Below are 12,774 nucleotides of genomic sequence, written 5' to 3'. Positions count from 1 at the left end.
TTAAATATTCAAGTTCCCCGACAATCTTATTTTCCTCTAAACATTTGACTTTCCGGAGGTAACTTATTTATTAAACTTAAATTTTTAATGAACTTAGTTTAAAGTTAAACCATGTTGCATGAATACAGCAACCATCAATAAATAGCAAACTTAGCCTTAAAAAGTCCAAGAGTCAAGAGTCAAAATTAATGAGTGCCCTGGGGAAAATGCATTTGTAGCAACTGCCTGTAGAATCTGGATATTAGCAAGTCCAGGTTTATGCTAGAAATAAGGGCTTTTATCTACGGAATACCCTAATCAATTAGATACAGGATAATGATAAATACAGTTATGATAGTTATTGCCTTTTGACTATTTTTTTACAGATGAATTAGTAGCTTAAATAACATATATTTTATACAGAGCTAGGGATAAGTTAGCCAGAAAAACAGCAGTTAAATCGTTACTGATGTTTTACTACTTCTAGAAAATCTCTAAAAACGGCAAATTTTATAACAGTCCCACTTTGTAGCTTGTGCTGATTCGGTATTAAGCAGTAAAAATCACTATTGAAGATGATAACGAGTGTTTACGTTTATTTATGCCTTGCAAAGTGAATTTAGAAACAAAACTAGTCAACCGAGTTATTCTGTTTTTGAATTTGTTGGATAAAAAACTCTTCCAGCGATTGACGGGATAAGTTCATCCCCACAATTTGCCCCCCCATTAGACGGAGACTAGCAAGAAAATCATAGTAATTGTCTTGTAATGTACCTTGCCAAGAACCATCTGGGGCAAATTCTAGACTAGGTATCCATTTTTTAATAATTTCTGTGTCGCCACCTTGACCTTTGACGTGATATGTATTTTGACTGCCTAAGAGTTCATTGAGGGAGCCAGAGCAAATTAATTCCCCTTGAACGAGGATAGCAATGCGATCGCAAATTTGTTCCACTTCACTGAGAATATGGCTGTTAAAAAAGATCGTCTTGCCAGCGGCTTTGAGTGCCAATATAATTTCCCGCATTTGGTAGCGTCCTAGGGGATCAAGACCAGACATCGGTTCATCCAAAAATACCAAGTCTGGTTCGTTAATTAGAGCCTGAGCCATACCGACACGCTGTAGCATTCCTTTGGAGTAGCGACGCAGAAGCTTTTTGCGGGCATCAGCTTGGGATAAACCCACTAATTCTAGCAGTTGAGGAATGCGTTGACGTTGGACAGTCTGAGGTATTTGGAACAGCCCAGCGGCTAACTGCAAAAATTCCCAGCCAGTGAGATAGTCATACAAATAGGGATTTTCTGGCAGATAGCCAATCCGCTGCTTGACACTGCGCTCACTTAGTGGTTTACCCAACAATAATCCCCGTCCAGAAGTGGGACGGATAATTCCCAGCAATAGTTTTAAAAGCGTGGTTTTACCAGCACCGTTTGGCCCCAATAATCCAAAAGTTTCTCCTTGGTAAACTTGTAAAGAACAGCTTTTCAGAGATACGACCTTTTGATTCATCCAAAAGCCAGTGCGATAGACTTTTCGCAACTCCGAAGTTAGGACTACTGGTGGAGTATTTGTCGGATTTACTTGAAAATCAGAGGTGTCTGCAACAGAATTCATCTAAACCTCCCAGGAGACCCATACTATATCGTTACTCCGATTAGTGTCGGGAGGAATGGGAGAGAAATTACTCAACGTTTCCTGATAATTTTTCTGGATAGCAGAAACCGTTGAGTAATTTCTAAATCTTTGATTTTCCATATTCGTAGCCATCTTTTTTGTGAATGTGTTTGCAAGCATTGTAACTAATTCCTTGAACTAGACAATTCTCGGTTGAGATATTGAAACTGCCACTAGTACTGACTGCTATTCGTCCAATGTATTCACCGATTTTTTTGCCCCTAGTTACAATGGCTTTAATAATATCTCCAGTTTCGGTAAGGTTGAAATTGAAACCCAGAGGCACACGGTGGGAAGGGCGGAGGTACGAGGCGGCTTTTTTTTTAAAGAACGCCTTTGGAACTGGGAATCATCCCGGCACGACGAGAATCAATTTCTACCGCCATCCGCATTGCTCTAGCAAAGGCTTTAAACGTTGCTTCAATGATGTGATGGGAATTAATACCATCGAGTTGGCGAATGTGCAGGGTCATTTGGCTATGATTCACCACCGCTACAAAAAATTCGCGCACTAGTTGGGTGTCGTAGGTTCCCACTCGCTGGGTAGGAATTTGCAACCCGTAACTGATGTGGGGACGTCCAGAAAAGTCTAGGGAAACCTGAATTAAAGCTTCATCTAGAGGTGCGAGAAAATTACCAAAGCGGACAATACCTTTTCTGTTACCTAATGCTTGACTTAAAGCTTGTCCTAGGGTTATACCCACATCTTCGTTGGTGTGGTGGTCGTCAATTTCTAAGTCTCCTTGGGCTTGGACATCCAAGTCAATCAGACCATGGGAGGCAATTTGCTGCAACATATGATCCAAAAATGGAATACCCGTGGCTGCTTTGCAGATTCCTGTACCATCTAGGTTAATGGTAACTTGGACATCAGTTTCACCTGTGGTACGCTGAACTGAGGCAGTTCTAGCAATTGCTCTCTGAGCTAAAGCTTCACTCATTTTTTGAAAAATCTCAGCTTTTTGTGGTTCCATCGCAGCTGCCTACTTGGAAAAATTTGTAAATCTATTATCCATGTTTGTCGCCCAGGCGGGAATGCCCGCTAATTCAGCTAGGCATTCTCTTTATGGTTACATTCCCATAATTTCATATCCAGCATCTACATACAGAACTTGCCCAGTAATTCCGCTTGCCAAATCACTAGACAAGAAAGCCGCAGTATTACCCACTTCTTGCTGAGTTACAGTCCGGCGTAGGGGGGCCACTTGCTCTACATGATGAATCATATCCAAAATGCCGCCTACAGCGGAGGATGCTAAAGTGCGGATGGGCCCGGCGGATATGGCATTCACCCGAATATTTTGCGGCCCTAGTTCAGCGGCCAAGTAACGCACGCTTGCTTCTAAACCTGCTTTGGCTACGCCCATAACATTGTAGTTAGGAATCGCCCTGACACCGCCCAAATAGGTGAGGGTAATAATACTACCCCCCTCTGTCATCAGGGGTTTAGCCGCACCACTTAACTGCACCAGTGAGTAGGTGCTAATTTCTAGGGCTGTTTTGAAGCCAGAACGAGAGGTTTGGCTAAAATCTCCACTCAAATCGTCTTTGTTAGCAAAGGCCAGACAATGGATGAGGATGTCTATTCTGCCCCATTGATCGCGGATAGTCTCAAAGGTAGATTGAATCTGTTCATCGTTTTGGACATTGCAGGGAAGAAATAAGCTAGGAGTTAGGGGCTCTACCAATTCTGCAACTTTTTTCTCCATCTTGCCTCGTTCATCTGGCAAGTAGGTAACGCCTATGTTAGCTCCTGCTTTGTGCAATTGTTGGGCAATCCCCCAGGCGATGGAGTGTTTATTGGCAATACCTGTAACAAGGGCGTTTTTTCCGGACAGATTAAGCATAAAAATTGTAAATCCGATCAATCATTTAGGAGCATACTAGAATCTGAGGCGACTTTGTCTTTGTTTAGTAGAGGATTTGCAAAAATGATTATTGGTAGGGGTGTTGGCGGCAACAAAATGGCCAGTTATTCCTTAAGATATTCTCAAGATATGGGGAATTTTTTGGCAAAAATCCTTTGATCAACAGACAAATGAACTAGTTATCAACAACAAATAGCTGAAAAGAACAATAATTATGTATCATAATAAACAAATAGCTATGAAGTATTGAGTTTGAGTATAGGAAAGTACAGAAAGGTTGACGGTGTCTTCTTGATTTTTCGGGTGTATTCTTAGGTAATCAGTTTTTGTTTTTCCGGCATTGGGTAGGGGAAGGGAGATGATCGTGACACAAGATAAAGCCCTAGCAAATGTTTTTCGTCAGATGGCGACCGGAGCGTTTCCGCCGGTTGTGGAAACTTTTGAACGCAATAAAACGATCTTTTTTCCCGGCGATCCTGCCGAACGAGTTTATTTTCTTCTCAAGGGTGCTGTTAAGCTTTCCAGGGTGTACGAGGCAGGAGAAGAAATAACGGTAGCACTGCTACGGGAAAATAGTGTTTTTGGTGTGTTATCACTGCTGACGGGAAATAAGTCAGATAGGTTTTACCATGCGGTGGCTTTTACGCCTGTAGAATTGCTGTCAGCTCCTATTGAACAAGTGGAGCAAGCACTCAAGGAAAATCCAGAATTATCAATGTTAATGCTGCGGGGTCTGTCTTCGCGGATTTTACAGACAGAGATGATGATTGAAACCCTTGCTCACCGAGATATGGGTTCCAGGTTGGTGAGTTTTCTGTTAATTCTCTGTCGGGATTTTGGCGTTCCTTGTGCCGATGGCATCACAATTGATCTGAAGCTATCTCATCAGGCGATCGCTGAAGCAATTGGTTCTACTCGCGTTACTGTTACCAGGTTACTTGGGGATTTGCGTGAAAAGAAGATGATTTCGATCCACAAAAAGAAAATTACTGTGCATAAACCTGTTACCTTGAGTAGGCAATTCACTTAAAAATAACTGGGGGTATAGAGGTGGCACGGTGCAATTTTGGATTTTAGACTTTGGAGCCACTGGGTTGCGGAGGTTTCCTACCTTGTACCAAGTGGCGCGATTTTGGATTGAGAATTTATCTGCCAGAATCCAAAATTATCTGGATATAACGCCCAGCATCAAAGACATCCAGGCAAACAACACAAGGTATCCTGATTCTCCAGCACTGCATCAACGGAAACTTAACAATCCAAAATCGTCAATCCAAAATCTAAAATTGAGTGACACCGACAGTTGGAGGTAAATCTAAAAATTGAGTAATTTCAGCTTTTGCCAATCTTTACTCCCCTTGGGAAGAACCTGTCCAAAATTGGCGGTTCCAACGCTTGTTGGCGGCTTAGATAATCTCGTTTTCACACAGGATCTTGGGTGATGCCGCGCTGCGCACCGAGTTTACCCATCTAACGAGTAGATTTTGGCTCAGGAACCGCCAATGAAAGGATAACTTTAATGAAACCCCACAAACAATGGTTGAAAGTAGTAGGCTGTATCTGGAAGCATTATGCCGACCGCACACTACGTGAACGGTAGCTGAAGATGGCCACCGGGTACATCCTCATTGCAGCAATTTTAATTCTGGGAGGTGTGATTGCCACTGTGGGCGATCGCATTGGCACACGAGTTGGCAAAGCACGCCTCTCACTATTCAACCTGCGTCCTAAAAACACGGCTGTACTGATAACTATTTTTACTGGCGGTTTGATTTCGGCCTCAACTCTAGCGATTTTGTTTACTGCTGATGAAGGTTTGCGCAAGGGAGTCTTTGAGTTAGAAGATATTCAAAAAGATTTGAGGCACAAGCGGGAACAGCTAAAAACAGCAGAAACCCAAAAAAGCCAGGTAGAGACTGAACTAAACCAAGCTAGGAAAGAACAAACTCAAGCACAGCAAGATTTACAGAAAATTAATCAGTCGTTGCAGGCGGCAAATGCCAAGCAGCAAGCAACTGAAGCCCAACTCAAACGCACCATTGGCCGACAGGCTCAAACCCAAGCTCAACTACAACGCACCCAAAGCCATTTGGGTCAAGTGGTAATTCGCTATCAACAAGCGATCGCCGAACTGCAAAGCGTTTACGATCAGCGAAAGGCATTACAGGCGGCAGTTGAACAACTGAAGGCAGAACGCCAAAGACTGTACGCCGAAGCTAAAAAAGCGATTGACGAAGCCAAAACAGCTATTGAAAAACGCGATCGCGAACTTACCAACCGTCAAGCAGCTATTGAACAGCGCGATCGCAAAATTGCCCAATTAGATCAAGTGATTCAAAATCGCAATCTAGAAATTACAGAGCGAGAGCAAGTCATTGCTAAACGGGAATCTCGCCTCAAAGAATTAGAAAAACAACAAGAATCTCTAGAACAGGAAGTGGCAAGGCTAGAAAAATATTACCAGTCTTACCGTGACCTGCGTCTAGGCAAGCTGGCTATAATTCGCGGTCAAGTTCTAGCTGCTGCTGTTGTTCGCGTTGAACAAGCGAACGCTGCCCGTCAAGCGGTGATCAAGCTTTTACAGGAAGCTGACCGGAATGCCAATCTTGAATTAACTGAACCTGGCGCAAATCCGTCAAAGGTAGAGATCCTGCATATTACCCAGGATAGAGTTGAGCAATTAATCAAGCAGATTGATGATGGTCGAGAATACGTGGTGCGAATTTTCTCTGCGGGGAATTATGTCAGGGGAGAAAAGCAAATTGAATTTTTTGCCGATACAGCACGAAATCAACGGGTCTTTTCGGTAGGCGAAATACTGGCAACAACTACGGCTGATCCCAAAACCATGACATCTTATCAGCTGCGGCAGCGACTGGATCTGCTGATTTCTGCTTCGCAATTTCGCGCCCGAAATGCCGGAATTGTCGAAAATGTGCAAATAGAAGGTACTTTCCTGCGCTTTGTCGCCCAACTGAGGTTGTATGATCAGCCATTGGAGATTAAAGCGATCGCCGCAGAGGACACTTTTACCGCCGGGCCGCTGAGAGTCAAATTAGTGGCAATCATCAACGGACAAATTATTTTTAGCACTTAAAAAATCAACTAATTGCATTTTCAATTTTCAATTTTTAATTTTTAATTTTTTATGACTTACCGTGAATTTTCGCCGACGCAACCAGTCATTTTAGGCTTTGATCCAGGTAAAGATAAGTGTGGTATAGCGGTGATGGGACTGGATCGGCAGCTATATTATCATGAGGTGGTGATTGCTGCATTGGCGATCGCCAATATTGAGACACTACGCCAAAAATTTCCCATTTCCTTATTGGTGATGGGCAACCAAACTACAGCCAAGCAGTGGAAACAGCAACTGCAACAGCAATTGGCCCAGCCGCTGAATATTATTTTAGTGGATGAGCGCTATAGCACCTTAGAAGCACGCGATCGCTATTGGCAAATGTACCCCCCCAAAGGACTAAAAAAGCTATTACCAAAGGGTTTGCGGCAGCCACCAAGACCCATAGATGATATTGTTGCCATTCTCTTGATCGAAAGATACTTAAATCGTCTCACTGAATCAGTTAACAACTAACTTATAACTCAGCCCGAATAGTAAAAGCATAGTCTCCTCCAGGCTCTAGCTGGTAATCTTGTTGCTCCAAAAAGCGACCAAGGGGTTCTTTAATTAATGCACGACCTTGGGAAGGGTGAACTGCAAGTTCTCCCCGGCGGAAATGCCACTGGAAATGCCACTCAAAATTACCAGCGCTCACTTCACCCTCAAGAAAGCCGTGTTGCCAAGATTGGCGGGTAATTCTGACATGGGCAATGGTTTCTGGCAGACGCTTGGCACTCACTATGCTGTATGTCAAGTATGGGATAAAAGCTAACTAACTAGTACATCACGGCGGAAATAAAGCTACCATTCAAAATAGACCAAAAGCCTACATCATAAGAATTTTAAATTTTAAATTCCCCATAAACCTAGCCTCTCGTAGAGAAGCGGCACTATTATCAAAAAAGTAATTCCTGATGTCTTTGACCAAGGAATAAAGGGTTTGCCGTTTAACCCTGTGGTGGTTGATCCACTACGAATGACTAGACTTTAAGACTTTGAGTAAGTTTGAGTAGGTTTGGTTGAGCGGTGAACGTGTTTTAAGTCAGGGATTCAGGAACCAAGAATCTCCGCGTCTTTAGACCGGAGAGTCCCAATTAACAAAGATAGCTTATAGTTAACCACACAACAACTGACCTTCAAGTTTCTCGAATCCAGAGTGCTAATCCTCCCCCACGACCACGAGCGGCAATGAAATTTTCAGTCACCAAAAAGAAGGCAAAGAAAGGCAGTTTAGCTATAGGCTGGTTATAGAAATCCTCTCCCTGAACTTTACCAGAGCGAATTGGCCCATTGTAAACAACAAGACCAAACAGACTGAAGAGCATCTGAGTAAAGTCAAAGGCCAGTAAATTTTTCTTGCCCAAATATTGAGCAGGCCCGGTGAGTTTCAACAACAACGAACCTAATTGCACCTGATTACCAATTTCGCCTTTGCCTGAATCCTTTTCTAAGGTGGCATTAAAGGATTCTAAAGCAGCACTAAAGGAAATATATACTGGAACAAATTTGGGCAGATAGAATCCCTGACCCAAGATAATTCCCCCGCGTTTTCTGACTTTACGAGTGCCAGTGGCAAAGCAAAGCCGCCATTTTCCCACAAGAGACTCAAATGCATAATTCAGCCGTTGCTGCTTGGCAACTTTTTCTGCTTGTAGCAATGCATTAACCAATAAGGAGGGAGTAGGAAGTTCACCCCCTTCTCCTCTATACGCAGTCGCAGCCTGGAAGAGTAAGCTGGCAAAATCAGGTGTAGTTGTAGATGTCAAATTAGCTGTCATCGGGCACTCTTAATTGAACTCTTTTTGCTTTTGGCTTAGTATTAATAAATTGTAATACCAATTCTATGTGAGGTGGCGCCAAATGAATCTCGTAGAGACCTCACATATAACTTCTCTACAGTTAGGAATCAAGCGCATCTTCATAAAGAAACGGTATAACGTTCATCTCATTTGATGGTGTGAAAGAGTCCATTTTCCGATGAAATTCCTGAGCATCGGAGTAATTAGCAGTCTGTCTGGGTTCACTAATGGTAGTAAGTAATAGCTCAAAAGTTTGTATGAGCTTGCTGCTATGATTTTGTTTCAAAACCGCACTTTATACAAATCGAATAATTCTCCTGATTGCCGTTTAACTATCTTAGCATCCCCAGCTTTAATCGTTTTTTCCCACTCAGTTACAGGCTCTAGAAACACCTCAGCACCTAAATAAGTTTCCAGAACTGCCCAATCTTCTGCTAAAGGTTGTTCTGGGTTGAGGATGTCAAACACAAAATGTCCACCTGGTTTTAACACCCGTTTGACTTCCACCAAAACAGCACTCCAATATTCAAGTGGAAAATAGCAGCTAAATCCCGTGGCAATTACTAGGTCAAACTGATTTGAGAGGTAGTTTAAGTGATGAGATGACCCCAATTCAACACCTTTGAAAAGTTTTGAGTTCAACTGCGAACCACGGGAATTGAGAGTATCTCGTGCCAGATTACTGATTTCTTGTCCATAAAAAAATGCTTGCCAATCTCGCCAAGGATAGATTAAAAAGCTGACACCGCAGCCAATATCCAAACAGTGTTGGTTCTTCTGAGGTTGGGCAATTTCCCAGAAAGGGGAAACAATTTTATCAGTTAATATGCCAGTCATCCATTCGCGATAAATTGGCATTGATTGCACTTCTATTGGTAGTTCAAAGGTTTGATTTTGATATTGTTGATTGAAGCGATATGCTACTTGTGCTAATCTCTCTTGCCATTTATCTGATTGGTTAGTATTTGTTGTAGAAGGGGTTGTAATCGGCTTTTTAGACATTAGGTTTTTACTACTTCTTAGATTTGTTTTATGCAGGGGAGAATGCAACTACACTAGTGTTCCCCTACCTCTGGGTCAATCAGAAGGCGATGTTGTAGATAACACATCGTGATAGCATTTTTGATATTGTGATGCACATCTTGATCTTCTTTTTCAAAACTCATCGCCCCTGACCTTCTCCTCTTTCCTCCTAATTTTATGTCATTGCCTTCCTTTAATTGTTGATCGTGATAGTTTCCATCTTCTGACACTCTCTCGGAAACTTAATAAAATTACAGCCGATCCCTGACAGTGGGCGCTCCGCACCTCAATTTTCGTTCAAAAAACTATGCCACTTGATTTATCGCCTCTCTGGATATCACTCAAAACCTCATTACTTGCCACAGTGATCACCTTCTTTTTGGGACTTGCTGCTGCGTACTGGATGCTGGGATATGATGGCAAAGCAAAATCTTTCATTGAGGGCATTTTTGTAGCACCTTTGATTTTGCCCCCTACGGTTGTTGGGTTCTTATTGCTGCTATTTTTTGGCAAAAATGGCCCAGTGGGAAAACTCATGGAGCGTTTTGACTTCACTGTTGTCTTTACTTGGTACGGTGCGGCGATCGCAGCTACAGTGGTTTCTTTCCCATTAATGTATAAAACTGCACTGGGAGCTTTAGCACAAATAGATACTAATCTTCTACGGGTAGGGAGAACCTTGGGCGCTAATGAATCAACAATCTTTTGGCGCATCAGTTTACCCTTAGCACTTCCTGGCATCGTAGCCGCCACGACTTTAGCTTTTGCCCGCGCTTTAGGTGAATTCGGTGCGACGTTGATGCTTGCTGGTAACATTCCCGGACAAACCCAGACGATGCCAATGGCAATTTATTTTGCTGTGGAAGCCGGTGCAATGGAGGAAGCTTGGTTTTGGGCGATCGCCATCATGATAATTTCTCTATCGGGAATTATTGCGGTCAACTTCTGGCAAGAACTGAGGGAGAAAGGTAGACGAAGAGATGGGGTGACAAGAGAAGAAGCAAGACAAAGCAGACAAATAGGACAAGAAAGAGAATCCTCTTCCTTAGCTGCACAGTCCTTCAACGCTGGACTATATGTAGACATCGAAAAACGATTGCCAAGTTTTCATCTTCAAATATCCTTCAATACTAATGAGCAACCATTGGGATTGTTGGGAGGTTCTGGTGCGGGTAAGAGTATGATTTTACGCTGTATTGCCGGGATTGAAACGCCAACCAAGGGACGTATAGTCTTAAATGACAGGGTGTTATTTGACTCGGAAAAAGGCATTAATCTGCCCAGTCGCGATCGCCACATTGGTTTTTTAGTGCAGAACTACGCCCTTTTCCCACACATGACCGTGGCGCAAAATATCGCCTTCGGTTTACCCAAGGGACTATCTACCGCGAGTATTCGGGTGCAGGTAGAAGAGCAACTATTAGCCATGCAGTTACAGGGATTAGGCGATCGCTATCCCCATCAACTTTCTGGGGGTCAACAACAACGGATAGCCTTAGCAAGAGCATTAGCCAGTCAACCGGAAGCATTACTTTTAGATGAGCCGTTTTCCGCACTCGATACCCACTTGCGTAGTCAATTAGAACAGCAAATGGCAAAAACATTAGCTAACTACCAGGGTGTGACTCTCTTTGTTACCCATAATATGGAAGAAGCTTATCGCCTTTGCCCTAATCTATTGGTATTAGAGCGTGGTGAAACAGCACACCATGGCTCTAAATATGAAATTTTCCAGCGTCCCGCTACTGTGGGTGTTGCCCAAATCACTGGATGCAAGAACTTCTCCCATGCTGTTATCCAGTCATTGCAACAGGTAGAAGCAACCGATTGGGATTGTACGCTCCAAATCCTCGAACCAATCAATAGCAAATTATCCTACATCGGCATTCGCGCCCATCAGATACTCTTTACCAAAGACCCCAACCAAGAAAATACCTTTAAGTGCTGGGTAGTACGCACAAGCGAAACGCCCCACCGCATGACGTTATTTTTAAAACTACATTCCGCTGCCAATAATTCTCAGGACTACCATCTGCAAGCAGAAGTATTCAAGGAAAAATGGATAACTATGAAAGACCAACCTTTTCCTTGGTACGTGCGTTTAGATCCCCTGTGCTTAATTTTGATGGAGTGAACATCAACGGTTTTTTTGTATTACCCCATGCTTCAATATTAAGGCAGCAATTTACACATCATGGGGAATGGCACAGAAAACAGCCGCTTTGAAATTTGTAATTTTACTTGGTTTTGTTAGCCTCTGTGCTGACGCGACTTATGAAGGAGCGCGTAGCATTACGGGCGCTTATCTCCAAGTTTTGGGAGCTAGCGGCACTGTGGTGGGTCTAGTAGCTGGTTTTGGGGAATTAATTGGTTACGGCTTGCGCCTAGCTATTGGTTATCTCAGCGACCAGACAGGTAAATACTGGGGAATTACAACTTTAGGTTACATTTTGAACACCGCCGTTGTACCACTTTTAGCCTTCACAGGCAGATGGGAAGCTGCCGCCGGGCTAATGATGGCTGAACGCACAGGAAAAGCAATTCGTACACCCCCACGTGATGCCCTACTTTCTCACGGTGTAAGTCAAATCGGCAGAGGTTTTGGTTTTGGTCTACATGAGGCAATGGATCAAACAGGAGCAGTCCTGGGGCCTTTGGCTGTAGCGGCAATGGTTTATTTTCAAGGAGAATACCGCAATAGCTTCACAATTTTGATTGTGCCTGCCGTTCTGGGATTGATAGTGTTATTGTTTTTACAACGTATTTATCCAAACCCCAGTGATTTTGAAGAAGAAACCGAGTTGACCTCTCCCCGGTCTAAAGACACGGGGATTCTAAACTGATACTACGTGGTAGGCTGAAGCCGTACCACTTCGCTTTTTAGTTTTGGTTTCCCAGATACGAAATCTGGTAGCAAGGGTCAAAACTTGCCTACAGACCTTGACTAGGACGAGTCCTAATTGTGTCTCTACCTTGCGAAGTATATTCGCTGCACCATTTAAATCAGCGTTAATAAATAGTCCTTTTCCTGTGCGGAACATACCGCGTTTTACTCGTTTTCCACTTGGTTTCCACCCTTCAGGTTTTGCGCCGAAAGTAGGTAGAAAATCACCATCTAAAAAACTAGTTTTACTGGTATAGGATTCTTCAGTTTCTACAAATTTGATGCCGTGGTACTCGCATAACTGTTTAACTCGTTTTTTGAGTTTGGCGGTTGGTATCTGCACAAATGATTGCGTTGTTCTACCTAACTGCGCTTCTTGTCTTTGTCCCTGATTCCACCCAAATACCACTACACCAATTTGATGT

General features: G+C 43.1%; 11 protein-coding genes and 2 pseudogenes. 5 read left to right on the top strand and 8 right to left on the bottom strand.

Going from position 1 to position 12,774, the window contains the following annotated elements:
- Nucleotides 1-610: 610 nt before the first annotated feature.
- From H6G32_RS20860 to fabI, 4 genes and pseudogenes are all read right to left on the bottom strand, one after another.
- Entirely contained in the window at nt 611-1,594 is a 984-nt protein-coding gene (locus tag H6G32_RS20860; RefSeq protein WP_190461712.1) for an ABC transporter ATP-binding protein, read from the bottom strand.
- A 121-nt stretch (nt 1,595-1,715) separates the two neighbouring features.
- A pseudogene (locus H6G32_RS26870) lies at nt 1,716-1,910 on the bottom strand (RNA-guided endonuclease IscB); the annotation flags it as partial.
- A gap of 67 nt (nt 1,911-1,977) precedes the next feature.
- Nucleotides 1,978-2,595, bottom strand: a complete 618-nt coding sequence (hisB, locus tag H6G32_RS20855) for an imidazoleglycerol-phosphate dehydratase HisB (protein ID WP_190461772.1) — start codon at nt 2,593-2,595, stop codon at nt 1,978-1,980.
- 129 nt (nt 2,596-2,724) lie between these two features.
- Nucleotides 2,725-3,501, bottom strand: coding sequence for an enoyl-ACP reductase FabI (fabI, locus tag H6G32_RS20850; RefSeq protein WP_190461710.1), 777 nt, complete (start codon nt 3,499-3,501; stop codon nt 2,725-2,727).
- Between the two features lie 379 nt (nt 3,502-3,880).
- Between fabI and ntcA the strand changes: the two genes are divergently transcribed.
- The 3 genes from ntcA to ruvX all read left to right on the top strand — a co-directional run bounded on the left by ntcA (nt 3,881) and on the right by ruvX (nt 7,117).
- Complete coding sequence (gene ntcA, locus H6G32_RS20845) at nt 3,881-4,552, top strand: global nitrogen regulator NtcA (protein ID WP_010998529.1); 672 nt, start codon at nt 3,881-3,883, stop codon at nt 4,550-4,552.
- A 576-nt stretch (nt 4,553-5,128) separates the two neighbouring features.
- Nucleotides 5,129-6,619, top strand: coding sequence for a DUF3084 domain-containing protein (locus tag H6G32_RS20840; RefSeq protein WP_190461708.1), 1,491 nt, complete (start codon nt 5,129-5,131; stop codon nt 6,617-6,619).
- Between the two features lie 51 nt (nt 6,620-6,670).
- Entirely contained in the window at nt 6,671-7,117 is a 447-nt protein-coding gene (ruvX, locus tag H6G32_RS20835; RefSeq protein ID WP_190461706.1) for a Holliday junction resolvase RuvX, read from the top strand.
- A gap of 1 nt (nt 7,118) precedes the next feature.
- Here ruvX and H6G32_RS20830 read toward each other — a convergent pair whose 3' ends face one another.
- From H6G32_RS20830 to H6G32_RS20820, 3 genes are all read right to left on the bottom strand, one after another.
- Nucleotides 7,119-7,382 carry a DUF3146 family protein gene (locus tag H6G32_RS20830; RefSeq protein ID WP_190461704.1) on the bottom strand — a complete coding sequence of 88 codons (264 nt, stop codon included), beginning with the start codon at nt 7,380-7,382 and terminating at the stop codon, nt 7,119-7,121.
- Nucleotides 7,383-7,779: 397 nt separating this feature from the next.
- Nucleotides 7,780-8,421, bottom strand: coding sequence for a hypothetical protein (locus H6G32_RS20825; protein ID WP_190461702.1), 642 nt, complete (start codon nt 8,419-8,421; stop codon nt 7,780-7,782).
- 303 nt (nt 8,422-8,724) lie between these two features.
- Nucleotides 8,725-9,444, bottom strand: a complete 720-nt coding sequence (locus H6G32_RS20820) for a class I SAM-dependent methyltransferase (RefSeq protein ID WP_190461700.1) — start codon at nt 9,442-9,444, stop codon at nt 8,725-8,727.
- A gap of 328 nt (nt 9,445-9,772) precedes the next feature.
- On the opposite strand from H6G32_RS20820, the gene modB reads away from it, so the two are divergent.
- The gene (gene modB, locus H6G32_RS20815; protein ID WP_190461697.1) at nt 9,773-11,599 is read left to right on the top strand and encodes a molybdate ABC transporter permease subunit; all 1,827 of its coding nucleotides are present in this window, start codon (nt 9,773-9,775) and stop codon (nt 11,597-11,599) included.
- Nucleotides 11,600-11,666: 67 nt separating this feature from the next.
- Nucleotides 11,667-12,266: pseudogene (locus H6G32_RS20810) on the top strand (MFS transporter); the annotation flags it as partial.
- Nucleotides 12,267-12,299: 33 nt separating this feature from the next.
- On the opposite strand, the gene H6G32_RS20805 reads toward H6G32_RS20810, so the two are convergent.
- Nucleotides 12,300-12,774 (bottom strand): zinc ribbon domain-containing protein (locus H6G32_RS20805; protein WP_190453510.1); only part of this gene is annotated, 475 nt, incomplete at its 5' end.

The organism is Cylindrospermum sp. FACHB-282, assembly GCF_014697195.1.
In the GTDB taxonomy this organism is placed as follows: Bacteria; Cyanobacteriota; Cyanobacteriia; order Cyanobacteriales; family Nostocaceae; genus Cylindrospermum.
Note: the sequence above shows the minus strand (reverse complement) of the source record. Positions and strands in the feature narration are given on the sequence as shown.

Excerpts from the sequence above, each read along its gene's own strand:
- H6G32_RS20840 (WP_190461708.1), top strand. The coding sequence starts at position 5,129 with ATGGCCACCGGGTACATCCTCATTGCAGCAATTTTAATTCTGGGAGGT.
- fabI (WP_190461710.1), bottom strand. The coding sequence starts at position 3,501 with ATGCTTAATCTGTCCGGAAAAAACGCCCTTGTTACAGGTATTGCCAAT.
- ruvX (WP_190461706.1), top strand. The coding sequence starts at position 6,671 with ATGACTTACCGTGAATTTTCGCCGACGCAACCAGTCATTTTAGGCTTT.
- H6G32_RS20860 (WP_190461712.1), bottom strand. The coding sequence starts at position 1,594 with ATGAATTCTGTTGCAGACACCTCTGATTTTCAAGTAAATCCGACAAAT.
- H6G32_RS20825 (WP_190461702.1), bottom strand. The coding sequence starts at position 8,421 with ATGACAGCTAATTTGACATCTACAACTACACCTGATTTTGCCAGCTTA.
- H6G32_RS20820 (WP_190461700.1), bottom strand. The coding sequence starts at position 9,444 with ATGTCTAAAAAGCCGATTACAACCCCTTCTACAACAAATACTAACCAA.
- ntcA (WP_010998529.1), top strand. The coding sequence starts at position 3,881 with ATGATCGTGACACAAGATAAAGCCCTAGCAAATGTTTTTCGTCAGATG.
- hisB (WP_190461772.1), bottom strand. The coding sequence starts at position 2,595 with ATGAGTGAAGCTTTAGCTCAGAGAGCAATTGCTAGAACTGCCTCAGTT.
- modB (WP_190461697.1), top strand. The coding sequence starts at position 9,773 with ATGCCACTTGATTTATCGCCTCTCTGGATATCACTCAAAACCTCATTA.